This is a genomic window from Streptomyces sp. PA03-3a (assembly GCF_033792735.1).
Taxonomy (GTDB): Bacteria; Actinomycetota; Actinomycetes; order Streptomycetales; family Streptomycetaceae; genus Actinacidiphila.
The window spans coordinates 1-23885 of sequence record NZ_JARAVM010000006.1 but is presented as its reverse complement, the minus strand read 5'-3'; the positions used below and the strand labels follow the sequence as shown (position 1 = coordinate 23885).

General features: G+C 72.2%; 20 protein-coding genes and 1 pseudogene. 10 read left to right on the top strand and 11 right to left on the bottom strand.

All coding sequences use genetic code 11. From position 1 onward, the window contains the following. Nucleotides 1-263: 263 nt before the first annotated feature. Nucleotides 264-1187: an NADP-dependent oxidoreductase gene (locus PV342_RS08885; protein WP_400808994.1), complete on the top strand. Its 924-nt coding sequence runs from the start codon at nucleotides 264-266 to the stop codon at nucleotides 1185-1187. A 173-nt stretch (nucleotides 1188-1360) separates the two neighbouring features. On the opposite strand, the gene PV342_RS08880 is transcribed toward PV342_RS08885, so the two are convergent. After that, nucleotides 1361-1945, bottom strand: coding sequence for a helix-turn-helix domain-containing protein (locus PV342_RS08880; RefSeq protein ID WP_500316463.1), 585 nt, complete (start codon nucleotides 1943-1945; stop codon nucleotides 1361-1363). 115 nt (nucleotides 1946-2060) lie between these two features. On the opposite strand from PV342_RS08880, the gene PV342_RS08875 reads away from it, so the two are divergent. Both PV342_RS08875 and PV342_RS08870 read left to right on the top strand, forming a co-directional pair. Continuing rightward, nucleotides 2061-2897, top strand: coding sequence for an EamA family transporter (locus PV342_RS08875; RefSeq protein ID WP_400808996.1), 837 nt, complete (start codon nucleotides 2061-2063; stop codon nucleotides 2895-2897). Nucleotides 2898-2992: 95 nt separating this feature from the next. Next, the gene (locus PV342_RS08870; RefSeq protein WP_500316461.1) at nucleotides 2993-3766 is read left to right on the top strand and encodes a B3/B4 domain-containing protein; all 774 of its coding nucleotides are present in this window, start codon (nucleotides 2993-2995) and stop codon (nucleotides 3764-3766) included. Here the strand turns inward: PV342_RS08870 and PV342_RS08865 are convergent. The 3 genes from PV342_RS08865 to PV342_RS08855 form a co-directional block, all read right to left on the bottom strand. Then, on the bottom strand, nucleotides 3750-3971 hold the full coding sequence (locus PV342_RS08865; RefSeq protein ID WP_361003410.1) for a hypothetical protein: 222 nt from the start codon (nucleotides 3969-3971) through the stop codon (nucleotides 3750-3752). The two genes, PV342_RS08870 and PV342_RS08865, sit on opposite strands and share 17 nt — an antisense overlap. A gap of 142 nt (nucleotides 3972-4113) precedes the next feature. Next, nucleotides 4114-4446, bottom strand: coding sequence for an STAS domain-containing protein (locus PV342_RS08860; protein ID WP_400809001.1), 333 nt, complete (start codon nucleotides 4444-4446; stop codon nucleotides 4114-4116). Between the two features lie 440 nt (nucleotides 4447-4886). After that, on the bottom strand, nucleotides 4887-5264 hold the full coding sequence (locus tag PV342_RS08855) for a VOC family protein (protein ID WP_026251523.1): 378 nt from the start codon (nucleotides 5262-5264) through the stop codon (nucleotides 4887-4889). A 182-nt stretch (nucleotides 5265-5446) separates the two neighbouring features. On the opposite strand from PV342_RS08855, the pseudogene PV342_RS08850 reads away from it, so the two are divergent. Then, a pseudogene (locus PV342_RS08850) lies at nucleotides 5447-5991 on the top strand (GNAT family N-acetyltransferase). A gap of 15 nt (nucleotides 5992-6006) precedes the next feature. Here PV342_RS08850 and PV342_RS08845 read toward each other — a convergent pair. From PV342_RS08845 to PV342_RS08835, 3 genes are all read right to left on the bottom strand, one after another. Continuing rightward, nucleotides 6007-6390: a VOC family protein gene (locus PV342_RS08845; protein ID WP_500316458.1), complete on the bottom strand. Its 384-nt coding sequence runs from the start codon at nucleotides 6388-6390 to the stop codon at nucleotides 6007-6009. A gap of 419 nt (nucleotides 6391-6809) precedes the next feature. Beyond that, nucleotides 6810-7505, bottom strand: coding sequence for a type 1 glutamine amidotransferase domain-containing protein (locus tag PV342_RS08840; RefSeq protein ID WP_400809007.1), 696 nt, complete (start codon nucleotides 7503-7505; stop codon nucleotides 6810-6812). 211 nt (nucleotides 7506-7716) lie between these two features. Then, nucleotides 7717-8319: a YidB family protein gene (locus PV342_RS08835; RefSeq protein ID WP_500316456.1), complete on the bottom strand. Its 603-nt coding sequence runs from the start codon at nucleotides 8317-8319 to the stop codon at nucleotides 7717-7719. 338 nt (nucleotides 8320-8657) lie between these two features. On the opposite strand from PV342_RS08835, the gene PV342_RS08830 reads away from it, so the two are divergent. The 4 genes from PV342_RS08830 to PV342_RS08815 all read left to right on the top strand — a co-directional run bounded on the left by PV342_RS08830 (nucleotide 8658) and on the right by PV342_RS08815 (nucleotide 16524). Beyond that, a complete protein-coding gene (locus PV342_RS08830; protein WP_500316454.1) occupies nucleotides 8658-11615 on the top strand; it encodes a helix-turn-helix transcriptional regulator in 2958 nt (985 codons plus the stop codon). Between the two features lie 112 nt (nucleotides 11616-11727). After that, nucleotides 11728-11901, top strand: coding sequence for a hypothetical protein (locus PV342_RS08825; protein WP_386997106.1), 174 nt, complete (start codon nucleotides 11728-11730; stop codon nucleotides 11899-11901). A gap of 355 nt (nucleotides 11902-12256) precedes the next feature. Further along, nucleotides 12257-15880, top strand: coding sequence for a S8 family peptidase (locus PV342_RS08820; protein WP_500316452.1), 3624 nt, complete (start codon nucleotides 12257-12259; stop codon nucleotides 15878-15880). 29 nt (nucleotides 15881-15909) lie between these two features. Next, a complete protein-coding gene (locus PV342_RS08815) occupies nucleotides 15910-16524 on the top strand; it encodes a hypothetical protein (protein ID WP_400809018.1) in 615 nt (204 codons plus the stop codon). 78 nt (nucleotides 16525-16602) lie between these two features. Here PV342_RS08815 and PV342_RS08810 read toward each other — a convergent pair whose 3' ends face one another. From PV342_RS08810 to PV342_RS08800, 3 genes are all read right to left on the bottom strand, one after another. Next, entirely contained in the window at nucleotides 16603-17799 is a 1197-nt protein-coding gene (locus PV342_RS08810) for a cytochrome P450 (RefSeq protein WP_500316450.1), read from the bottom strand. Between the two features lie 208 nt (nucleotides 17800-18007). Further along, on the bottom strand, nucleotides 18008-18397 hold the full coding sequence (locus tag PV342_RS08805) for a hypothetical protein (RefSeq protein WP_386997101.1): 390 nt from the start codon (nucleotides 18395-18397) through the stop codon (nucleotides 18008-18010). Between the two features lie 438 nt (nucleotides 18398-18835). Next, a complete protein-coding gene (locus tag PV342_RS08800; protein WP_400809027.1) occupies nucleotides 18836-22219 on the bottom strand; it encodes a S8 family peptidase in 3384 nt (1127 codons plus the stop codon). 246 nt (nucleotides 22220-22465) lie between these two features. On the opposite strand from PV342_RS08800, the gene PV342_RS08795 reads away from it, so the two are divergent. Both PV342_RS08795 and PV342_RS08790 read left to right on the top strand, forming a co-directional pair. Then, complete coding sequence (locus PV342_RS08795; protein ID WP_500316448.1) at nucleotides 22466-22699, top strand: hypothetical protein; 234 nt, start codon at nucleotides 22466-22468, stop codon at nucleotides 22697-22699. A gap of 128 nt (nucleotides 22700-22827) precedes the next feature. Then, a complete protein-coding gene (locus PV342_RS08790; protein WP_386997096.1) occupies nucleotides 22828-23172 on the top strand; it encodes a DUF6188 family protein in 345 nt (114 codons plus the stop codon). Between the two features lie 378 nt (nucleotides 23173-23550). Here the strand turns inward: PV342_RS08790 and PV342_RS08785 are convergent. Then, the coding region (locus PV342_RS08785) for a YciI family protein (protein ID WP_500316446.1) at nucleotides 23551-23885 on the bottom strand (335 nt) is incomplete at its 5' end.

The window sequence follows — 23885 nt, the reverse complement described above, 5'->3', positions numbered from 1 at the left end:
CGCGCTCGGAGGCCTTCTCCGCCGTCCACCTGATCATCACGCGGTGTTGATTCTTCCCGCCCTCCCGCCCGGGCTCGCGGCGCCCGCATGGGGCCCGGAGACCACAAGCTGCGTGTACAGCGGGCGTCTCGGCATCGCGGCAAGGGGATCCGCGGCTGCGCGCACCGCGGCGGGCGGGCCGCGATCGCCCGCCCGCGCCGCACGGCTTGCGGGACCCGTCCCGCCCGCCGAACCTTCGAAGATCGCCCCGGAAAGGATCCACCATGCAAGCCATCACCGTTCGAGACCGTGACGCCGGTGCCGGCGGGCTCACCCTCACGGACATGCCCTACCCGCACGCCGCCGAGAACGACGTGGTCGTGCGGGTGCATGCCGCCGGCTTCACGCCGGGGGAACTCGACTGGCCGGGAACCTGGTCGGACCGGGCCGGCCGCGACCGGACGCCGACTGTGCCCGGGCACGAACTGTCGGGCGTGGTGGCCGAACTGGGCTACGGGACCACGGGCCTGACCGTCGGCCAGCGGGTGTTCGGACTGGCCGACTGGACCCGCAACGGCTCGCTGGCCGAGTACACCGCGGTGGAGGCCCGGAACCTCGCTCCGCTCCCCGCCGACGTGGACCACACGGTGGCCGCCGCACTGCCGATCTCCGGGCTGACCGCCTGGCAGGGCCTGTTCGATCACGGAGGTCTCACCACCGGCCGGACCGTTCTCGTCCACGGTGCCGCCGGCGGGGTGGGCTCGATCGCCGTGCAACTCGCCCACGAGGCGGGCGCCCGGGTGATCGGCACCGGCCGGGCCGCCGACAGGGACACGGCACTCGGCCTCGGCGCGGACGCCTTCGTCGATCTGCAGAACGACCGGCTCGAGGACATCGGCGAGGTGGACCTCGTACTCGACGTCTTCGGTGGCGACATCCTCCGACGCTCGACCGCGCTGGTCCGCGCCGGCGGCACGCTCGTCACCGTCGCCGAGCCACCCGTGGACCAGCCCGACAAGGGGCGGGCCGTGTTCTTCGTCGTCGAGGTCGACCGGGCTCGCCTGGCGGACCTCGTCCGGCGTGTCCGGGACGGACGGCTCACGCCGCGCATCGGGGACGTGCGACCCCTGGCCGAAGCTCCCGAGGCCTACAACCGGATCGGGCGCCGCCTGCCCGGCAAGACGATCATCCGGATCGCCGAGGACTGAGCGCGAGCGCCGGACACTGCGGGCCGTCGGTCCCCGATCAGGGCCCGATCAGGGCTCGCTCCTCGTCGGCGAGCCGGTCGCGACAGGCCTCGTCCCTGGCCACGACGTTCACGCGATCGAACAAGGGCATGCCGGTGCGCGCGCCCCGCCGGCACGCCCCGTGGGCCGCGTCCTCAGGGCGTGGCGACGGGAGCGGGCGGCAGGTGCACCGTCATGATCAGGTGGCACGTCCCGGTGCCCGAGCCGCGGTAGGTGTGGGCCGCGTCGCCTTCGAAGGTGGCGGTCTGCCCGGCTTCGACGGTGTGCTCGGTGCCGTCGACGACGAGGGTCATCCGGCCGCGGGTGACGCTGACGGTCTCCACGACACCCGGTTGATGCGGGTGGCTGGGGTACTCCTCGCCCGGCTCCAGCTGCCAGCGCCACACCTCGACGGGCGCCGGCCCCGAGGTGGTCAGCATCAGGCGGGCCTGACTGCCCAGCGCGCCGGTCCACAGCGGGGTCAGCGCGTCGGCGGACACGACGCGGACGCGGCCTTCGGGCTTGCCCTCCATCAGCGCGGAGACCGAGACGCCGAGGGTGTCGGCCAGCCGGACCAGCGTCGCGAAGTTCGGGTTGCCCTGCGCCTTCTCCAGCCCCACCAGCGCGCCCTTGCTGACCTGGGCGCGGCGGCCGAGCTCATCGAGGGACAGGCCCGCGCGGGTACGGGCGGCCCGGACGTTGTGTGCGAGCGTCCGCAGTGCGGTCTCAGCGTCGGCCATCCGCTTTCCGTCCTCGTCGGTGTACCAGTGGAATGAACCGTCCGGTCGGTTGACTGGCTGGGCGGTCGATCCGATGTACGGTTCAGTCGTTCCATTGAATGGTAGGGGATGTCCTGTGATCGCTCTGCTGCTGGCCCTCGGCAGCTCGCTCGCCTACGGATGCGCCGACTTCCTCGGCGGTCTCGGCGCCCGCAAGGCCCACGTACTGCGCACCGTGACGGTCGCGGCCCCCGCCAGCCTCGCCGTGGAGCTGCTGCTCTGGCCGATCCTCGACGCCTCTTTCAGCGGCGGGGTCCTGGTCTGGGGCGCGGCGTCCGGGGTCGCCTCCGCCGCCGCGTTCGCCCTGCTCTACCGCACCCTGGCGATCGGCCCGATGAACGTGCTCTCTCCCGTGACCGCCCTGGTCTCCGCGGTGCTGCCCGTGGGGGTGGGCCTGCTGCAGGGGGAGCGGCTGGGCGTGGCCGGCCTGGTGGGCCTGCCCCTGGCGCTGGCGGCCGTGGTGCTGGTCAGCGCAGGCCACGGGGCCGGTGCCGCGCGGCCCTCGCGCACCGCCCTGCTGCTGGCCTTCGGCGCGGGCGCCGCCATCGCGCTCCAGTTGGTCTTCCTGCACCAGGCGCCGTCCGGCAGCGGCATCGGTCCCCTGATCGTCGGCCGGGCGGTCTCCTCCGCCGTCACGCTGGCCGCGGCGGGCGCGATGTTCCGTCGCCTCGGGCCCGAGCGGCCCGCGTACGCGATCTCGGCCACCGCCGGCGTGCTGGACTCGCTCGCGAACCTGCTGTTCCTGCTCGCCGTCCGCAGCGGCGATCTCGCCGTCGTCGCCGTGATCACCGCTCTCTACCCGGCCGGGACGGTCCTGCTGGCCCGGGGCGTGCTCGACGAGCGCATCCACCGCGGCCAGCTCATCGGACTCGGCACCGCCGCCGCGGCCGTCGGCCTCCTCGCCCTGACCTGACCGGGACCCGCCCGGCGGCGCCGCCGCATCGAGCGCGTCGGCGCCTGGAAGCCCCGCCCGACTTCGTCCTGACGCAGGAGACGGAAGCCCCGACCATGACCACCTTCAGCCTCGCCCCCGCCGTCGCCGACGCCTTCCCCGACACCCTCGTCGCCCTGGTCATCGCCACCGGTCTGCGCGGCCACGAACCCTGGCCCGGGTCCACCGAGGCCCTGGCGGACCTGGAGCAGCGGTTCGCCGACGGCACCTGGCGCCCCGCCGACGAGACCGACCCCCGCATCGATGCCTGGCACACCGCCTACCGCTCGTTCGGCACCAACCCCCGCCGTATCCGCCCCAGCGTCGACGCGCTCGGCCGGCGCCTCGCCAAGCGCGGTGCCCTGCCGCGCATCAACCCGGCCGTCGACTCGTACAACGCCGTCTCCGTCCACCACGGCCTGCCCGCCGGGGCCTTCGACCTGGACAACGTCACCGGCGACGTCGTCATCCGGCACGCCGACGGCACCGAGACCTTCACCCCGCTCGGCGAATCGGACACCGTCGAGCACCCCAGGCCGGGCGAGATCATCTACGCCGACGACGCCCAGGTCCTGACCCGCCACTGGAACCACCGCGACGCCCACCGCACCCGCGTCACCGAGGACTCCACGAGGGTCGCCTTCATCCTCGAGACCGTCCACGCGTCCCGGGACGGCCGCCTCCTCGAAGTCGCGGCGGACGAACTGCGCGGCCTGCTCGCGCCCCACGCCGGAGGAACCGCCGTACGGTACCTGGGCGCGGCACGACCGCAGGTCTCCGTCCAGGGGCCCCGGGCGGGCGCGAGTGCGGTGCCGAGCCGGACGCCGGTACGGCCTAGAGCGCGGTCATGACCCGGGCCGCGGCCTTGTCGCTGGCGTGGCCCTCCAAGGCGGCCCACTCCGCGACGTCGAAGGGCCAGCGCGTGTTCGCGTAGGCGATCACGACATGGCGGCCGTCCTGCCGGACGGTGTGCTGCGGGTCGCCCGGTCCGGCACCGGCCGCCACGACAGCGGCGGCCGAGGAGGAGTTGCGGCACTTGAGGCGGGTCTCGGGCATGGTCAGCGCTCCATGTTCGCTGGTCGGCATGGTGAACGTTACTTCTGGGGAGCCTAACCCGAGGGAAGATCGACTTCTGCCCGTAAGCCGCATTCGGCGCAAAAACATACCCCTGGGCCGCAGGAGCGGTCACCGTGTGGGCTCAGCAGCAGGCGCCGACGACGCCGGGAGCCACCGGCGGAACGCTCGGGAGGATGCGGAACAAGTCCCGCGTCCCCGTCAGGGCTAGGACGCGCTCCGCCTGGTGCTGCAGGCCGGTGAGTTCGAGCGTGCCCCCTTCCGCTTCTGCGCGCAGGCGGAGGCTCAGCAGCATGTTCAGACTGGTGGAGCCGATGAACGTCACGCCCGAGAGGTCCACGCGAAGGGTCGTGCCCCGGAGCCGCAGTTCGTCGGTGACCGTCGTGACCTGGGGGCACGTCTCGGGGTCGAGTTCCGGTGAGAGCGATAGTCGTCCGCGAGGGTGCTTCGCTGACATTGATGCCGAGGGGCCGACATGGGAAGCCACCGATCGGGTCGGAGCCCATCACGGTCGGCTTCGCGCGAGAGCGGCCGCCGAAAAGCAGGCGGCGACAGGCCGCCTACAGTCGAGTAAGACCACCCGCACCATCCGTCGGCCACCCGCGGTGACCGCTTGGTGGCGCGGGGTCTCTCACCAGGCCAGGCTGGTTGTCTCGAGCCTCGCACACCGCCACCGCAAGGACCAGGCCCGCGCCCGGACGGGGTGGCCCTCCCGGACGGATCCGGCCATCGCCCCAGGGGGCACCGCCCGGCGCGGTCCGGCGGAGCGGGGGCCGCGCGCGGGTTGTCCACGGCGCTCGGCCTCCTCGCGGGCTCCGGCTGCGTCCGCGCCGCGGGGGTCGTTCCGGCGGATCACGTCACACGGGGAGTCGGTGGTCGCGGCGCGGCCCAAGCGCGTCAGAGCGGCTTGATGCGGGCCTTCAGCAGGCAGAACTCATTGCCTTCGGGGTCGGCGAGGACGTGCCAGTGCTCGTCCCCGGTCTGGCCGATGTCGGCCCGGCGCGCACCGAGCTTCAGCAGGCGTTCGAGCTCGGCGTCCTGGTCGCGGTCCGTGGGGTTGAGGTCGATGTGCAGCCGGGACTTCCCCGGCTCCGGCTCTTCCCGGACGCTGAAGAAGATCGTCGGCTGCGGACCGCCGAAGCCTTCGGGGGTCCCGATCTCGACGCAGCCCTCCTCGCGGCCGACCACTACGTAGTCCAGGACCTCGCACCAGAACCGCGCCAGCAGTTCGGGGTCTCGGCAACCGAGCACGAGCTCGCCGATACGACATGCCATGTGGAGACCTCCCAGTCGGCGAACAACCCCGCGACCGTACCGGACGGGGTACGCAGGGAAAAGATCTTTACGACTCCACCACCTGGCCGGGCCTCGGGCCGCGAGCCGATGCTGCTCCGACTCCGGTCGAGGTCCTCCGCGGTCGCGAGGGGCCGCACTGAGAGATCACCTAGCATTGGCCCATGCCCCTCACGCCGTCACGGGTCGAACTGTGCCCGCTCACCCTCGCCGACCAGGACGAGTTCTGCTCGCTCGTGAGAGCCAGCAGCGAGCTCCATTCGCCGTACATGCAACTGCCCGCGACCGCGGAGGCGTTCCAGAGCTGGATGCACCGCTTCAGCGACGGCACCAACCGGGGCTATCTGGCGTCCTGGAGACCGGTGAGGCCGCCGGCACGGTCAACATCAACTCGATCATCCGGGGCCGCTACCAGGGCGCGTCCCTCGGCTACGCGGCTTTCGCCCCCTCCGCGGGGCGGGGTTACATGACCGAAGGGCTCACCGCCGTCCTGCGGCATGCCTTCGACGACCTGCGGCTCCACCGGCTGGAGGCGAACATCCAGCCGGGCAACGAGGCGTCTTCGGCCTTGGCCCGGCGCCTGGGCTTTCGTTACGAAGGTCTGTCGGCCGACTACCTGTACATCAACGGCGCCTGGCGCGACCACGAACGCTGGTCCATCACCGCCCCCACTCCGTGGACGCCGGACCCCTCCCTTCCCGAGGTCTAGGCGCGGGCGCGGGGATCAGAGGGGCTGCAGGCGTCGACGCAGGAGGCAGAACTCGTTGCCCTCCGGGTCGGCGAGGACGTACCAGCTCTCCGTGCCGCTCTGTCCCACGTCGGCGTGCCTGGCGCCGAGGGCGAGCAGCCGCTCCAACTCGGCGTCCTGGTCGCGGTCGGTGGCGTTGACGTCGAAGTGCAGGGGGAGCTTCGCGGCCCGGGGGTCGCCGCCGGAGCTGAGGACGAGGGTGGGCTGCGGTCCGCCGAACCCGGCGTCGGGCGGCCCGATCTCGATGCTCCCGTCGTTCTCCCGGCCGAGTTCCACGTAGCCGAGGACCTCGCTCCAGAACGCGGCGAGCCTTTCGGGGTCGGAGGCGTCGATGACCAACTCACTGATACGGCATGCCATGCCCCGCAGTGTAGGCGGGCATCGGATGCCGGGGCGGGGCATGCACGAGGGCGGCCGCCGCCGCCGACCTGTCGCCCGCCCCTCGCGGAATCCCTCGGCGGCCGAGCGCCTCTGTGTCGAGGGCCTCGGTCCGAAGCGCTGTGGCGCACAACCAAGCGCCTCTGCGGCGCGCACGATCTGGTGATGCCCGGGCGGCTCCCGGCACTTCGAGCTCACGCGCGACCCCGAACGGGCGCTGAAGCCCGCACTCGCAGTGGACGACCTGTTCGTCCTCCCTCTCCTGGTGCTCCGCCCGCGCGCCTGGAACGCCTGAAGTCCGCTGCCGACGGACGAGCCGGGTCGCGGCGACGGCAGAGCAGGTGAGCCGGGACGCGACCGCGTGATGTGCGCGGTGCGCGCCCTGGCGCGATGCCTCGGGCCTACTTGAGGATCTCGAGCATCCGGTTGCCCAGCACTGCCGCGGAATGCGGGTTCTGCCCGGTGACGAGGTTGCGGTCCTCGACCATGTACGGCTCCCACATCGGGCCGCGGCTGTAGTCGACTTGGACCTGCTCCTTCAGATCCGTCTCCAGCAGCCAGGTCGCCAAGGGCGCCAGCCCGACGGCTTCCTCTTCCTCGTTCGAGAAGGCGGTGACCCGGTAGCCCTTGAAGGGGGACACGCCGTGGATCCTGGTCGCCAGGATCGCCGCGGGGGCGTGGCAGACGATGAAGAGCGGGTTGCCCGAGGCGAGTTGCGCCGTCAGCAGGCGGCCCGCGTCGGCGTCGAAGGCCAGGTCCGACATCGGGCCGTGGCCGCCGGGGAGATACACGCCGTCGTAGTCCTCCAGCCGGACGTCCGAGAGCTTCAGGGGGCGCCGCATCACCTCTGCCGACCGGATGATCCTCTCGAGCTCCAGGGCTCCGTCCTCGCCGCCGGCCATCGAGGGACGCAGGCTCATCATGTCGACGTTCGGGGTGACACCGCCGGGAGTCGCCACCACCACATCGTGGCCGGCATCCGTCAGCAGCTTGTACGGACTCGCGAACTCCTCGGCCCAGTAGCCCGTCGCGTACCTGGTGCCGTCCTTCAGCACCCAGTACGTGGCCCCGCTCACGATGAACAGCACTTTCGCCACGGCGAGTCGCCTCCTCGTCCCACCCGAAGTTCGGGGACTGCGTGATTTTCAGGCTAATTGCTCCCGCGCCGCCTCGCATTCGGGTGACGTTCGGCCGCTCGATGAGGCGAACGACTCGGCGCGGTGACCTGGTGTGGTCGCGTCGGCACGCTCCGCGTCCGACCGCTGCTGCCGGGCGGCGGCGACTCCGCACACCGGGTGGGGCCTGCCGTCAGAGCCTGGCCCAGGTGAGGGCGGCGCTGCGCCTGCGGCCCCGGGGCGATAGGCGTTCCCCGGGGTCGCTCATCGTTTCCTCGCTCCGGTCCACGGCGGCTGATCGGCCACGGGCCCCTGGAAGATTCATTCGCCGGGAAGAGGCGAACGGGTTCCAGTGGTCCACTCCATGGGTCGTTGCGCACCTTCCACGGGGAGTCCGGAAGGGGGGCCGGCGCTGCTGCGAGCGCCGGCCCTCGGACCGTCCGCGCCGGCGGTCAACCGCGGCGGGTGTCATGGTGTGGCCCAGCACGTCGATGAGCGACTCCTTGCGGGCGTCGATGGAGGACGGCTCGATGCTGCTCCTGCGGATGTCGATCTTCCCGTCGGGCGATGCCTTGTCCATGACCTCGGGCAGCTCCGCGGCGAGCGCATCGGGTTTCACGCCCGCCTGCTTGCTCGCCTCGGCCACCTTGTCGGCGCCGAACGCGTCCTCGATCTGCCTCGTCGTCACCGGCTCGTTGGGGCCGTTGCCGAGCCATGAGTCGACGATGCCCTTCAGCCCGCTGTCGTTCAGGAGCTTCGTCGCGCCTTCGAGCAGCGCTTGCAGCTCGTCCATCATGCCGCCGCCGCTGCTCCTGGTGGGGTAAGCCATGGGTCACTCGCGTGGTTGCGGTCTGTGCGGGCGACGCGCGGCGCGATGGGATCCCGCGCCGGTCCGCCCAGGGGGCGGCCGGCATGCTGTTGTCGCAGGTCGCACGTGGTGTCGCCTCGCTCGTACACCCCCTTCCAGGCCAGCACGAGCCGCCCCGGGCCGCCGTGCCGATTAGGCCGAACGGGTGACGCGGGCGCCGGGAGGCCCCTGGCTCCGGGCCTGCGTGATCTCGCGCCGTTCAACTGTCGGAGCCGTTGCCGCCACCCAAATGATCTCCCGCGGATAAGGTCAGCACTGACGCAGGGGTGGTCGATCGAGGGGGCGCGGCGGTGGTTGGACGGGCCAGTACCGATGCCGGCCGGCTCCCGGCGCTGTCGGCGCCGCGGTTCGTCGGCCGGGGCGGGGAGTTGGAAGCACTGGGGTCGGCGCTCGGGCGGACCCCGGCGGTGGTCCTGCTCGACGGTGAGGCGGGCATCGGCAAGACCCGGCTGCTGCGCGAGTTCCTGGCGTCCCAGGCGGAGCAGGGCCGGCGCGCCCTGGTCGGGGCCTGCCCGGAGCTGCGGGTGCCGTACACGCTCGGGGCGGTCGTGGACGCGGTGCGGGACGGCGTCGACAACGTTGTCGGGCTGCGGCTGAGCGGGCTGGGCGGTGCGTTGCGGCCGCTGTTCCCCGAGTGGGCCGACGACCTTCCCCCGGCCCCGGAGCCGCTGGAGGACGCCACCGCGGCCCGGCACCGGCTGTTCCGGGCCTTCGCCGAGGTCCTCGGCCGGCTCGACGTGACCGTCCTCGCACTGGAGGACGTCCACTGGGCGGACGAGGCGACGCTCGAGTTCCTGCTGTTCCTGGTCTCCCGCCGACCCCAGCCGGTGAGCGTGGTGCTCACCTACCGGCGGGACGAAGTGCCGCCCGGCTCACTGCTGTTGCGGCTGCTCTCCCGGACCCCGGCCGACGCGCACCTGGTCAGGCTGACGCTGGATCCGCTGGACGTCGGCGAGACCGCCGCGTTCGTCTCGTCGATGCTGGCCGGCGGCCACGTCTCCACCGAGTTCGCGGCCTTCCTGCACGCACGCACCGAGGGCGTACCGCTGGCGTTGGAGGAGTCGGTGCGGCTGATGCACGACCGGGCCGACCTGGTCCGCCAGGACGGTGGATGGGCGCGGCGGCGGCTGGACCGCATCGACGTCCCGCCCACGATCCGCGACGCCATGCTCGAACGCGTCGGACGTGTCGGGCCCGACACCCGCACCGTCCTGTACGCGGTGTCGGTGGTGTCCGGACCGGCCGACTACACGACCCTGCGCGTGGTGAGCGGCCTGCCGGAGGAGCGGTTCGCCGCGCAGGCGGCCGAGGCGCTCGGCGGCGGCCTGCTGCGCGAGGGCAGGCCCGGCCAGTGGTCGTTCCGCCATTCGCTGGCGTGCCACGCCGTGTACGACGCCATCCCGGCCGAGGAACGGCGTGCCATGCACCTGCGGGCGGGCCGGGCGCTGGAGCGGTGGCCGCGGCCGCCCGTGGCCCAGCTCGCCCGGCACTTCCGGCTGGCCGGTGACGCCGAGGCCGCGTGCCGGTACACCGAGCAGGCGGCGGACCTCTGCGTCCAGGCCGGGGACGTGGCCACCTCCGCGCTGCTGATGCACAGCCTGGTCACCACCTTCGCCCTCCCGGCCGAGACGCTGGTACGACTCGTGACGAAGATCCAGTTCCAGGCGCTGTCCGGCTCCGATCCGCACTCGCAGATCATCGAATCGCTCCGCTCGGCGCTCGGCGGCCAGGTACTGACTCCCGCCCAACAGGCTCTCGTCCGCTTCCAGATCGGCCGGGTGCTCATGGTGGCGGGCGAGATCGAGGCGGGCCGCGGCGAGATCCTCACCGCGGTGCCGCATCTCCCCCCGGACTCGCCGGAGGCGGCACGTGCCCGCATCCTGCTCGCCCTGCCCCTGGGAAACGCGCGGCCGGTGTCGGAACACCTGCGGTGGCTTCGGGAGGCACCGCCCCCGGACCGGTCGATGACCTCCCTCGACCGCCTGCGCCTGTCGGTGGAACGCGCCTTCGCGCTGCTCATGCTCGGCGAGGAGGCCGGCTGGGAGGCGGCGCGGCATTTCCCGGAGGACGTCTCCGACCCGCGGGAGGCGTCCATCATCGCGATCGGCCACACGAACGTCGGCGAGGAGGCGACGCGGTGGGGACGCTACGACGAGGCGAGGGCGCGACTGGCCAAGGCCCAGGCCCTCGCCGAGCGCCATCAGTTCCTGGACTACCTCGACAGTATCGCCTCCTCCAGGGCCCACCTCGACTGGTTCACCGGCGCCTGGCCGGGACTCGCCGAGCGGACGGCGCGCCTGCTCGACGACGACGGCGGGGTACGGCTGAAGGACCGGTGCGAGGCGGCCCTGGTGGCCGGGCTGATGCAGGCCGCCTCCGGTGACCTGGGGACAGCGCGGGAGTGGCTGCGCTTCGCCGGGCGCGACGACCAGCAACGCATCGAAGCCGCGGCCGCGCTGGCCCGGTTGTCCCTGCGCGAGGGCGACGTTGACGAGGCACTCCGCCTCACCGACCAGCCGGCCGAGATCGCCGTCGGCGGCGGAATCTGGTCCCGGGCCGTCGACTTCGCCCCCGCACGCATCGCCGCCCTCGCCGCCGCCGGCCGGCTCGACCGGGCCGCGGACCTCGTCGACACCTTCGAAGGAGCCCTGGGCGACAGGGAAGCCCCCGCCCCGCAGGCGTCCCTGGTGCTGTGCCGCGCGATCCTGGCGGAGGCCGAGGGGCGCTTCGCGGACGCCGCGACGCTGTTCGCCGGCGCGGCCGCCGCGTGGGAGGCGCTGCCGCGCCCGTACGACGCCCTGCTCGCCCGGGAACGTCACGCCCTCTGCCTCCTCGCCGACGGCCGGGAGGAGGACGGGCTGCCGGTGCTGTCCGACGTCGCGCGGGCGCTGTCGGGACTCGGCGCCCTCAACGACGCCGACCGGATCGCGCGGTTCCTCGGCACGCGGGGAGGGGACGTTCCCGCGCCGACGCGTGGCCGGGGACGGCCCGGATACGGCGACCGGCTCTCGCCGCGCGAACTGGAAGTGGCCCGGCTGCTGGTCGAGGGCCTGACGAACCGCCAGATCGCCGACTCCCTGGTGGTGTCCGTGCAGACCGTCGCCAGTCAGGTGAGGTCCGCGATGCGCAAACTGCACGCGACGTCGCGAACGGCGCTCGCGATGAGGGTCGTCGAGTCGGGTCTCGTCGGCGAGGTACGGCGCCCGCCGCCGGGCGACGAGTAAATTCCGCACGCCGTCGCCGGGCACGAAGAAAAGCCGGCGGGTCGGGCGGCGGGATTAAATCCCGCATCTGACCGATAGAGCCGGCAGCCCGCCCGAATCCACACTCGTCACCATGCTGCCCGCCGAACCTCCGACGCCCGCGCCGGAAGGCAACCTGCCCGAACAGGGGCCTCGTTCCCCGGACGGACCGGTGCCGGCCGGACCACCACCCGACCCGGCGGACGCCGCGACCACCCACAGCGCGGGCACCGGTGCCGACGACGTCGGCGAGTACGAACCGCTCTAGGCCGTGTCGTCACATGCCCTCCCCCGACCTTCGGCCGGGGGTGCCCCCACTCAGCGACGCCTGGCACGGCACTCCCCCGGCTCCGCTGGGAGGTGCCCCCACGCTGCGTTGTCGCATCGTCCGAGTAGCCCCCTACGAGGACGATCCTCCGCCTTGCGATGCACCGCACCTGGGGCCCCTCCCAGCGTCAGCTGGGGGAGCTCATCTGACGACACGGCCTAGCAGACAGGCCCCGTGCTGCCGTGCGGCGGCCCCGGGGCGCATCCCGGCAGCAGTTCCCCGACTGTCACTCTCACAGGAGACCGAACATATGAGGCGAAGGGAAACGAGGCGTCCCAGAGGACGCCTGGGCGCGGTGACCGTCGGCCTGACCATCCTCGGGATGGTCGCGTCGGCCACGGCGACCCAGGCGGCCGAGCCGAACCGGCAGACGTCGCTTCCAAAGGCCGTACAGGCCAAGGAGACCACGGAGATCGACAAGGCCGACCTGGCGCGGACCCTGCCCGGGTCCGGAAGCACCGTCCCGGTGACACTGGTCACCGGGGACAAGGTGAACGTCGCCCTGGATGCCCAGGGCAAGCCTGCCGTCCGTGACATCGAAAGCGCGGCACGACCCGACGGATCCCCTGTCGTGTTCCACACCATCACCCGCATGGGCAAGGTGTACGTCGTCCCCAATGACGCCCTCGGGCTGATCGACGACGGACTGCTCGACTGGGGGCTGTTCGACCTGTCCGAGCTGGTGGCGCTCGCCGCGGCCGGCAGGACCGGCGAGGTGCCGGTCCTGATCACCTACACCGGGAAGTCCGGTGCCCGGAATACCGGCAAGGTCGCGGGTGCGACCGTGGGCCGGACGCTGCCCAGCATCAACGGCCGCTCGATGGAGATCACCGATGGCGGACGCTGGTGGCAGGGAGTGCGGGGGAAGACGGACCCCGGCACCGCCGCCGCCCGGTCCGCCGGTTCCCTGGCCGGGGTCGCGAAGGTGTGGCTCAACGGCCTGGCCAGGGTCAGCCTCGACACCTCCGTCCCGCAGATCGGCGCGCCCGTCGCCTGGGACCGCGGGTACGACGGCAAGGGCGTGTCCGTGGCGGTGCTCGACACCGGCATCGACGCCGGCCACCCTGACGTTTCCGGACACCTCGTCGAGAAGGTCGACTTCACCGCCAGCCCCGGTGGGGCCCGCGACGGGCACGGGCACGGCACCCACGTGGCCTCCACGATCCTGGGCACCGGAGCCGCGTCCGGCGGACAGCGCAAGGGTGTCGCACCCGGCGCGGAACTGAGGGTCGGCAAGGTCTGCGACGACAACGGTCAGTGCTCCGACGACGCGATCATCGCGGGCATGGAGTGGGCCGCCCACTCCGGGGCCAAGGTCGTCAACCTGAGCCTCGGCGGCGACCCCACCGACGGGACCGACCCGCTGAGCCAGGCGCTCAACGAGCTGAGCCGCGACACCGGGACGCTTTTCGTCGTCGCGGCGGGCAACTCCGGCCCGAGCAGCGGGACGGTCGGCAGCCCCGGCTCCGCCGACGAGGCGCTGACCGTGGCGGCGGTCGACAAGCAGGACCGGATGGCCGACTTCTCCAGCCGCGGACCGAGGGTCGGGGACGGCGCCGCCAAGCCGGACATCGCCGCTCCGGGTGTCGACATCGTCGCGGCCCGCGCCGCCGGCACGGCGATGGGCACGACGGTGGACGACCACTACACCGCCGCCGACGGAACCTCCATGGCCACCCCGCACGTTGCCGGGGCCGCGGCGGTCATCGCCCAGCAGCATCCGGAACTGACCGGGCGCGAGATCAAGGCGCTGCTGATGAGCACCGCCACCGACCTGGGATTCGACCGGGACTCGCAGGGCGTCGGCCGGGTGGACATAGCCGCCGCGATCGACCCGCGGACCACGGCGAACGGCAACCTGGGATTCGGCCGCCTCGCCTTCCCGCACGCGCCGCTGACGCGCAAGGTCACCTACACCAACCACACCGACGAGGCGACCACGCTGCACCTCGCGGCCTCGGTCTCCTCCGCGGGCAAGCCCGCTCCGGCCGGTCTGGTCGCCCTCGGCACCGATGAGGTCGTCGTGCCCGCGGGCGGTTCGGCCGACGTGGCGGTGACGCTCGACGGCGGGGTGCTGGGCACCGACGGGGCCTTCGGCGGCTACTCCGGCCTGCTCAGCGCCCGGGACTCCGCCGGAGCGCTGCGGGCGGCCACACCGCTCACCGCGTTCCTGGAACCGCAGAAGCTCCCGCTCACCGTCAACGTCATCCGCCCGCCGGGAGCCACCGACGTCCAGTACGGATCCGCATCCTTCCTGCCGGTGGACGGCGACGACATCCCCGGCCTGGGCAAGGACGTGACGGGCAAGCCCGGTGCCGACACGGTCACCATGCCGCTCTTCCGCGGCACCTACTCGGCCTCCGTCGCCCTCAAGTGGCGGAACAAGGAAGGTGAGTGGCAGCAGGCCACGCCGATGGTGGGGGAGGTGGACCTCACCAAGCCGACCACGGTCACGCTGGACCTGCGCAGGCTCAAGCCGGTGAGGGTGCGGTTCCCGGAGACCACCGAGGTCTACGAGATGACCGACTACACCCGGCGGGTCTCGGCGAACGGCGCGAGGGAGATCGCGACGCTTTCGACGTCCGGATACGGCGACGAGCCCGACTGGTGGGCGCTGCCCACCGAGAAGGTGCGCACGGGCACTCTCACCCACGACACCTACAGCGTGCGGACGACTCCGGTCGTCACCATGCGCGCCACCGGCGTCGGCGCCCCCTTCGACCTGACCCCCCGCTACCGGACCCCGGACGTCTCGCTCGTCGGCTCCCAGATGTGGCAGGAAGAGGGGAAGTCGGTCTACCGCGAGCTCTCAGTCCCGATCGCGCGACTGCCGCTCAAGGGACGCGTCCCGGTGGTCTACGCGGGCACCGGCTCCGCCGCGGATCTCGCGGGCGTCGACGTCCGGGGCAGGCTGGTGCTGCTGACGCCGACCGACATCTGCGACACCACCTGCGACTTCCCGAAGCTCCGGGACGAGCGGGTGGCGGCCGCTGCCGCCGCAGGCGCGGTCGGCGTGCTGGTCGCGGCTCCGGAGCTCACCTCGGTGGGCGGCTCCGCGGAACTCTCCCTGTGCACGGACGGGCTCGAGAGCTGCCCGGCCGTCGGCCCGTACGCGGCGCTGCCGATCGTGAAGGTGCCCTACGCCGAGGCGGACCGCCTGATCAAGATGATCAGGACACACCGCTCGAACGTCAGGATCGAACTCGGCGGCAGCGCCTCACCGAGGACCTACGCCGCAAGGTTCCACTCCGACGGTCGGATCGCCCCGGACCCGGACCACCGCGTCGGGAAGGGCGAACTCGACCGGGTGGACCACCACTTCCACGCCGACCGGCCCGGAGAGGTCACCAGGATGTACTGGTGGCAGCAGTCCGAGTCCGCTCCGGGCGCGCTCGGCGACCCCCTGCCGCGCACGGCCACGCAGCAGATCATGACCACCTTCATCAAGCGGCAGCCCGACGCCATCAACCAGTTCTTCACCGCCTGGGCCGACCATGGTGAGGACTCCGTGCTCCTCCAGGCGCGCGGTGAGAGGCGGGAGACGCTCCTCACCGGGAAGGACGAGGTCCACTGGAACGAGGGGCCCGCCGTTCCGGGCGCCGTGCCGCAGGTGCGCACCAGGTCCGGGTTCACGCTCGCCACGGGGACGCCGTGCTCGGGGTGCCGGCAGGGTGACACGTTCTACCCGACCTTCCAGCTGACCAGCAGCGGCGGCGCCCGCCAGGCCGTGGTCGGAATCGTCGACAACGACAACCTCGCGGAGTTCCTCTTCGGCGCCTCGGCCTGTGGCCCGAAGGTCTCGCCCACGGTGCCGACCCTCGGATCCCTCTGCGACTTCAGGCTGCGGGACCAGTCCGGTGACGAAGTCCAACGCCGCCTGCAGCGCCTCCACGCCGGCATCTTCGCGAGCCGTCGATGACGGCCCCGACCGCTAAGGAGACCAACGCGATGAACACGGGAGTGCCGCCGACACGGCGCCGGAAAGTCGTCCTCGCAGGCCTTGCGGCCGCGGCGTCGCTGGTGCTCTCCGGCTGCGCCGGTGGCACCGGTGACCTCGTCGCCTACGACCTGCCGGCGAAATCGGCCCGGTACACGTTCGAGGCGGACACCAACGGGGTCAAGACGGTGTGGGAGTACAGCTCCGACAAGCCCACCAAGGGTGACGCCCCGCAGCTCCAGCCGTGCATGGGCGACGTGGTCGGCGACAACCGGGCGGCCTGCCGGCCCGAGCCGCTGATCTTCCTCCGGTACGACCTCGGTCTGGGCCTGGACAACACCGCCAAGGCGGGGGAGACCCACCCGATCACCGTCGTCGGCTACTACCAGGAACGCCTCACCACCCCGCCCAAGCTGAACTCACTGCAGGTCGAGGCCACCTTCGACGGGGGACGCACCTGGCAGACGGTGTCCAGCAAGGCCGCCGGGACGAACACGTTCACCGCCAGTATCAGGCACCCGAAGCGGGACCGGGCCGCCCGGGGCGTCGGCCTGCGGATCAGCGCGACCGACACCGGGGGCAACACCGTCAGGCAGACCTTCCCCACCGCCTACAAGCTGCGCTGACGGACGCCGGCGCGGACGCCTGACAGGGCGGACGGGGCGAGACCGGATCTGGCCCCGTCCGCCCGTTCCCGTCCGGGTTCACCACACGACGGGAAGGGCCTGCAGGCTGTACACGTTCGGGCCGTCGCGGTGGAAGACCAGCTCCTCGTCCGGGACCGCGGGCCGCAGGCCGGGGAAGCGCCGGAAGAGGGCGGGAAGCGCCAGTTCCAGTTCCAGGCGGGCCAGGTGCTGCCCGGGGCACTGGTGGCTCCCGAACCCGAACGCCATGTGCGCGGCCGCCTCACGGGTCAGGTCCAGCCGGTCCGGGTCCCGCACGAGTTCCGGGTCGCGGTTCGCGGTGAGCGGCGACACCAGCACGCGCTCGCCGGCCTTCACCCGCGTCGTGCCGATCGTGAGGTCCTCGGAGGCCGCGCGGGGGAACGTGCCCGAGATGCTCATGTAGCGCAGAAGCTCCTCCACGGCGTCCCTCGTGGACCGCGACTCGTCCAGGAGCACGGCGAGTTGGGCGGGCTGCCGCATGAGCGCCAGCGCGCTCACCCCGATCATCGACGCGGTCGTCTCGTGACCCGCGACGACCAGGGCGCTGGACAGGCCGATGACCTCCTGGTCGCTGACCTCTCCGGGGCGTTCCCGCAGGAGGCTGCTGATCAGGCCCTCGGTGGGACGCCGGCGGATCTCGTCGACGAGGTTCTTCATGTACTCGCCGAACTCGCCGAGCAGGGCGAAGTATTCGGCGGGGGAGTTGGCGAAGTTGACGACGCCCGCGCTGATGCTGTGGAACGCGCGGTGCATCGAGGAGGGGACGCCGAGCAGTTCGCCGATCACGATCGAGGGCACCGAGACGGCGTACGCCTCGACGAGGTCGACGCCTGGTCCGGCCTCCTCCATGGCGTCCAGACGCTCGGAGATGATCTGCTCGGCCATCGGGCGCAGCGTCTTGACCCGCTTGGGCGTGAAGGCGCCGGCGATCATGCGCCGCAGCCTCGTGTGCTCCGCGCCGTGGAAGTCGGGGAGGAAGCCCGGCATGTAGGTGCGCGGACTGCCGTCGGCCAGGGGGAGGTGCCCGTACTGCAGCCGGGCATCGCCCAGCGCCGCGCGGACGTCCGCGTAGCGCGACAGGACCAGCACGTCGGCGTCCCCGAACCGCGGCTCGTACATCGGGACCCGGGTCGGCTCCTCCTGCCGGCCCATCTCGGCGAGCCGCGACGACGGGTCGAACGGGCATCCGGGTTCCCGGTCCGTGACGACGAAGCCGCGCGTCATACGTTCGGTCATGATCCTCTCCTCGGGTAGACGTCGCCAGGGAGTGCCGGGAGTGCTGGGAGTGCCGGGCGGGGGCGCGTGGTGGTGAACGCACGAAGTCCTTGCCAAGACAAGCACTTAATGCTTGACGTGTCAATTTTCCGGCTCCCGGCGGACTGCGCACACGGCGACGGCCGGGCGACGGCCTGCGGTCGTACCCGCCCCGGACGCCTGAGGTTCCCTACGGCTGCGGCCAGAGCGGCTTCTGCACCTTGAGGTCGACGACCGACACCCACTCCGACGACGGGATCGCCCGCTCCACGACGAACCACTCGTCGGGCCGCTCACCGAAGTGCGTCGCCGTCAGTACGTGGACGGTCTGGGCCGGCAGCCTGGTGCCCGCCCACGCGTGCCATCGCTGCGCCTCCGGAGCCGGCACCTCCACGGTGAACCGCACCGTGCAGTCCCGGAACGGTTCCGGGAGCGAGGCGGGGCTGGGATCGGACGTGAGGTGCACCGTCCGCGCCAGCTCCGGCATGTCCTCGTGATCCGTCGCCCAGGTGGCCTTGATCTCTGCGTCTGCCAGGATCAGCGGCCACCGCTCCGGCCGCGTGAAGTGGAAAAGCAGCATGCCAGGACTGTACTGGGAGGCCGCCGCTCTTGGTCACGGGGCGGAGAGCCGTACGCACCTCCCCGATCCCGGCCATGGCACGCTGCGAGGACCTTCGCAGCTCCCTCCGGGACCCCGGGAACCGCCTCGGGGTGCAGCCGCCCCTGAGCGGCCGGCTCATCGCGGAGGCCGAACGCCCGCTGCGTTTCGCACTCCCCGGTTCCCCGCTCGACCTGCTCCGCCACCGGAACGGGGGCGTGGTCTCGGCCGACCGGGACGCCTTTCCCATGAGCCGGCCGACCTCGTGGGGCGCCGACCACGTCCCGTTCGAGACGGTCATGGGAATCGGCCGCGGACTTCGCCTGACGGCGGGCGCGGGGCGCCTGCCCGCACAACCCGCACAACAAGGCGGTAGGGCCCGCCGGTTCCGCCCGGCGGGCCCTGCCGTGCCGTTCGGGGCTACTTGAGCAGGTAGGCCTTGACGACGGTCTGCTTGAAGGTGTTGCCCGCGGCGTCCTTGACGTAGGTGCGGAGGCTGACCGAGCCGCCCGAGGCGTGGCGCGGGTGGTCGACGGTCACGGTGCGCTCGGTGCCGGAGCCGGTGACCTCGGCGGGGCGCCAGGTCCTGCCCTCGTCGTAGGAGACCTCGGTGGTGAAGGTGCGGATCGCGATCCTGGTGGCACCGACCGGGCGCTGGATCAGGACCGGGATGCGGAACTCACGTCCGGACCGGGCGCGGTTCCACTCGTCGAGCTCCGGGGCCATGCGCACCGCGTACAGCGGCAGCGCCTGCGGGGTCGCCGTGGTCTGCGACCGGAACCGCCACTCGGCCCGCAGCTTCGTGGAGACGGAGCTGAGCGGGGCCAGGTCGCGCTCCTGGTCGATGGCCAGGCGGTAGTCGGCGGGGGCGGGGTCCCCCGGGACCGTGGCGTAGCCGTAGAAGTCCGGGACGGCTTCGCCGTTGCGCCACAGCTCCCACTTCGGCTGACGGCTGGTCGACGTTCCGGCCACCAGGTCCATGCCTCCGTTGGCGGCGTCCTGGACGCCGATCCACAGGTCGTCGCCGTCGCGGAAGTTGTCCATGTACTCGGGCGAGAAGCCGACCGCCTGGACCCCCTGGTTCCAGCGCTCCTCGAACGCGGCCCCGCTCCGGTAGCCGCGGAGGGTGCCGAGGTACATCTGCCCGCGCGGGCTGTCGGGGTCGAAGATGTTCCACTGGTCGAAGCCGGTCTGCCAGCGCAGGCCGTCGGCCGACGAGAAATAGTCGACCCGCCGGTCGGGTACGCGGAGCCCGTCCATCCTCTGCAGGGCGAAGCGGACGTTGTCGACGTACATGTAGAGCAGGCGCGTCGCGGTGGTGCCCGGGGCGGTGGCGGCGAAGGTGGTGTTCACCTCGGCCAGTTCGGACCTGCGGGGCCGGTAGCCGGGGTCGGCCGGGATGGCGCCGTGCACCGGCCGGGTCAGGTAGTAGGCGGACGGGGGGTTGCCGCCGCCGGGTGAGGGCTCGCCCCAGACGGAGTTGACCAGGTAGGTGAACTTCGAGTCCTTGTACCGCGCCGTCGGGGTGGCGTAGAGGTTCTCGATGTGGTCGTCGCCGACCGCGTCGTTCACGGTGACCGACAGCAGCCCGTCGCCCTGGCTGATGGTGCCGATCTCCGTCGAGATGATGCGGGCGGTGCGGCTGGGGGCGGAGATCGCGACGGGCTCGGCGGCCCGGGCGTCGATGGTGGCCGAACGGTCGGCGGTCGTGACGACCTTCGGGACGCCCACGACGGTGGCCTCCGTGAAGTCGCCGCCGAAGAAGAAGCCGCTCACGGAGTACGTGCCGTTCGGCAGGCGCAGGGTGGTGCCCGCCTCGCCGAGCAGCTCCCGCTCGTAGGTCCTGCCGTCGGCGGAGTCGATCAGCAGGTACGCGTACTCCGGGGCCTTGCCCGCGCGGTCCTTCAGGTTCAGGCGCAGCTCGTGGGAGGGCTGCTCCAGGTCCATGCCGAACGGGACGCGGACCGACACGCCGCCGTCCGCCGTGGTCGCGCGGACCACGCCGCTGTAGGCGGCGTACTCCGTGGTGGCCTGCGGGTCCACGGTGAAGGTGACGTCCGAGGTGCCGCCGGCGGGCACGGTGACCTGGTCGGCGCCGAGCCGGAACAGCCCCTGGGGGGCGGGCTCGTCGGTCGCGCCGCGGGCGGCGTTGTGCGTCAGGTGCAGGGTGACGGGCGCGGCGCCCGGGTTGCGGTAGGTGATGGTTTTGGTCACCGGGGGCCGTTCGCCGTCCGTCCACTCGACCAGGCCGAAGTCCACGGAGGCCGGCTCGGCGGCCACCTGCTGGTCGACGGCGCGGGCGACGTCGACGCGTCCGGCGCCCTGGTAGTAGGCGCCGTGCTCCTTGGCGCCGGTCGTGGACTGCATCAGCTGCCGCTTGACCTGCTCCGGGGTCCAGTCCGGGTGCTGCTGGAACACGATGGCGGCCGCGCCGGCGACGTGCGGGGTGGCCATAGAGGTCCCGCTCATCATGGTGTAGCCGTCTTCGGCGGTGGTACCGCCGGCCATGGCGGCGGTGATGTTCACGCCCGGGGCGATGAGGTCCGGCTTCAGTCCGGAGTCGCCGGTGCGCGGGCCGACCGAGCTGAACTCGGCGCGGTCGTCGTCGGCCTCGGCGGCGCCGACGGCCAGCGCCCGTCCGGCGGAGGCCGGCGAGGAGACTCGGCTGCCCGAACCGTTGTTGCCGGCCGCGGCCACCACCAGCGTGCCGTAGTCACGCGTGACGGTGTCGACCATGGCCTCGACCGCGTCGGTCTCGGGGGTGTCGGTGTCGCCCAGACTGAGGTTGATCACCTTCGCGCCGTGGCGGGCCGCCCAGGCGAGTCCCTCGATGATGTCGGAGTTGTCGCAGTTGCCGTCCGCCGTGCAGACCTTGCCCGCGATGATCCGCGCCCCCGGTGCCACACCCTTGTACCGGCCCCCGGAGGCCGCACCGGAACCGGCCACCGTCGAGGCCACATGGGTGCCGTGACCGTGCCCGTCGGCGGCGTCCGGCTCGTCGGTGAAGTTCGCCGAGTCCACCACCAGACCCTTCAGATCCGGGTGGCCGGGGTCGTAACCGGTGTCCAGCACCGCGACCTCGACCCCGTCCCCCGTCAGGCCCTTCTCCCACGCGTGCGGCGCGCCGATGCGCGGCACTGTCCTGTCCAGCTGCACCTTGGCGCGGCCGTCGAGCCACACATGCTGCACACCGGCGCCGAAGGCCGTCGCGCCCGCCCTGCCGGGAGCGATGCCCTTCCAGAACGCGCCCGCGTCCTGGCGGCGTTCGGACAGCGTCGCGAAGGAGGTGCCGTCGATGGTGTCGACCCCGCCGGCTCCGGCGGCGGTCAGCCGTCGCTCGGCGGTACCGGCGTCACCGGTGTACCGGACGATCAGCGGCAGGCTCTTCCGTTCCGCGTACTTGCCCTTCACCAGGGCCGATACGTTGAACAGCGCGCGGTCCACACGCCCCGCCGCGAGCAGCGGCAGCGCGTCGGCGGGTATGACGGTCCACTCCCCGCCGTCCTGGCGTTTGATGAACCTGATGTCCTCGCGGCCTTCCGCGGGCTGGACCGACACGCTCCGCCCGCCCGCCGGATCCGTGTCCAGCGTGACCCTGTCGCCTGTGATGAGGGTGACCTGATGACGCGTGATCCCCTCGGCGTCGGCGGCGCGGCTCTGCGCCGCCACGTCGCGGGGCTCGGTCCCGTGGGCGGCGCCCGGGGTCACGGTCAGACCCGCCAGCAGAGCCGCGAGTGCGGTGGCCGCCACAAGTTGCGGCCGGGGGCTTGTGACGCCCGCCCGCCATCTGTTGTTCATGTGCATGGGGGGCAGCCTGACGCCGGTGCCGCCCGAGGTCAGCCCCGTGGCCCTGGCGTTCTGAGGACAAGTCACCTTTGCGCCACGACGCGGTGCGGCCGACAAGCCTCAAGCGGTCGGTAAGCCGACGCGGTCGGGTGTGCCGCCGCCGACGGCGCCGAGCCGTCACACCCGTGCGGGCGGCCTCGTCTACGTGACGTCAGGGCCCGCCGCGGACGCGCGCCCGTTCCCCCTACCGGAAGAGGACGCACGATGACCGGCCAGTCGACCACCGAGGGCCGGATCGACCCGGCCGACGTGGAGGAGTCCGCGATCGGCGACCTCACCCGCCTCGTGGAAGCCGTCGCGCGCTCCACCGCCGAGTCACCGGGCTCGATCCTGGCGGACCTGTCGGACGGCATCGTGGACGGGCTGTTCGTCTTCCTGCGGGCACACCACGAGGACGAGGCCCGCCGACGAGTGGTGCGCCGGCCCGGAGCGCTGTGAGAACCGTCCCGTCCGGGCCGTCGCGACCCCTCCCATACAGCGCGTGTATGGGAAGATGATATCCATCATCTACATCCGGTGATCCGGAGAGGGGTGAGACAACGTTGTCAAGCGCGGGGAGTCAAGCGGTGAAGGACCTCGAGGCACTGGTCGGCGGCCGGGTGGAGGGCACGTCGTACGACGATCGGGTACGTCTTCGCGTCGGCGCCGCGAGCGGGGACGGGGGATCGGGCGTCGTCGCGGAACTCGTCCTGGAAACGGAGTTCCGCCTGCGGGACACCGACGGCGAGTACCACGAGATGTGCCCCGGGACGGGTTCGGCCCTGGCCCCGGTCCTCGACCTCTTCGGGCAGTCGGTCACCCGAGTCGGCGTGAGTGCCGACGGCTCCTTCGTCGTCGACTTCGACGCCGGTTCGCTGCTGTGGATCGGCGCGGACGCGGGGTTCGGCGTGCGCCACGCGCCGAGCGCATGAGGCGCCGACGGACCGTCCTCGGTCCCGCGCCCGGCATGCGGCGGCGAAGTGACCGCCGCCGCAGCCGCTGGGTCCGCGATCAGTCGAAGAGTCCCTCGACGATGTCCTCGGCGACCTCCCCGCCGAGCTCCTCGGCGGTCTCCTCCACGATCTCTTCCACGATCTCCCCGAAGATGTCGTCCATGTGCTGAACCCTCCCTGACTGTCACGCGATGCGCTGGCCGTCGACCCGGACCGTGCCGGTCCCCGGGGCCCGCGGCACCGTGAAGGGGTGCGAGCCCGTGGTCATCCGCTCAACGTGCGCTTTCCGCGGGGGAGTTCCCGCATCCGGGCAGAAGATCGCGAGAGTCGCGGGGGTGCCCGGCCTCGGGCGGCTGCTCATTCGGTGGTGGTGGTGGGTGGGGTGGTGAGGAGGGGGCGGAGTTCGAGCCATTCGTGGATGGGCTTGCCGCCGGCGCCGGGGGCTGCGGAGAGTTCTGCGGCGAGTTCGAGGGCGCGTGGGTGGGTGTCGACGTCGATGATCATCCAGCCGGCGATGAGGTCCTTGGTCTCGGCGAAGGGGCCGTCGGTGACGGGTGGGCGGCCTTCGCCGTCGTAGCGGACCCAGGTGCCTTCGGGGGCGAGGGCCTGGGCGTCGACGAACTCTCCGGTCTTCTCCAGTCGGGCGGCGAAGTCGTGCATGTACTGGATGTGGTCGGTGATCTCCTGGGGGG

What these genes read in the sequence shown, in the direction of transcription:
- PV342_RS08805 (WP_386997101.1), bottom strand. Translation starts at nt 18,397, where the DNA reads ATGCTGCTTTTCCACTTCACGCGGCCGGAGCGGTGGCCGCTGATCCTG.
- PV342_RS08855 (WP_026251523.1), bottom strand. Translation starts at nt 5,264, where the DNA reads ATGGCATGTCGTATCGGCGAGCTCGTGCTCGGTTGCCGAGACCCCGAA.
- PV342_RS08835 (WP_500316456.1), bottom strand. Translation starts at nt 8,319, where the DNA reads ATGATGGACGAGCTGCAAGCGCTGCTCGAAGGCGCGACGAAGCTCCTG.
- PV342_RS08885 (WP_400808994.1), top strand. Translation starts at nt 264, where the DNA reads ATGCAAGCCATCACCGTTCGAGACCGTGACGCCGGTGCCGGCGGGCTC.
- PV342_RS08860 (WP_400809001.1), bottom strand. Translation starts at nt 4,446, where the DNA reads ATGTCAGCGAAGCACCCTCGCGGACGACTATCGCTCTCACCGGAACTC.
- PV342_RS08800 (WP_400809027.1), bottom strand. Translation starts at nt 22,219, where the DNA reads ATGCACATGAACAACAGATGGCGGGCGGGCGTCACAAGCCCCCGGCCG.
- PV342_RS08880 (WP_500316463.1), bottom strand. Translation starts at nt 1,945, where the DNA reads ATGGCCGACGCTGAGACCGCACTGCGGACGCTCGCACACAACGTCCGG.
- PV342_RS08825 (WP_386997106.1), top strand. Translation starts at nt 11,728, where the DNA reads ATGCTGCCCGCCGAACCTCCGACGCCCGCGCCGGAAGGCAACCTGCCC.
- PV342_RS08795 (WP_500316448.1), top strand. Translation starts at nt 22,466, where the DNA reads ATGACCGGCCAGTCGACCACCGAGGGCCGGATCGACCCGGCCGACGTG.
- PV342_RS08870 (WP_500316461.1), top strand. Translation starts at nt 2,993, where the DNA reads ATGACCACCTTCAGCCTCGCCCCCGCCGTCGCCGACGCCTTCCCCGAC.
- PV342_RS08815 (WP_400809018.1), top strand. Translation starts at nt 15,910, where the DNA reads ATGAACACGGGAGTGCCGCCGACACGGCGCCGGAAAGTCGTCCTCGCA.
- PV342_RS08810 (WP_500316450.1), bottom strand. Translation starts at nt 17,799, where the DNA reads ATGACCGAACGTATGACGCGCGGCTTCGTCGTCACGGACCGGGAACCC.
- PV342_RS08845 (WP_500316458.1), bottom strand. Translation starts at nt 6,390, where the DNA reads ATGGCATGCCGTATCAGTGAGTTGGTCATCGACGCCTCCGACCCCGAA.
- PV342_RS08865 (WP_361003410.1), bottom strand. Translation starts at nt 3,971, where the DNA reads ATGCCCGAGACCCGCCTCAAGTGCCGCAACTCCTCCTCGGCCGCCGCT.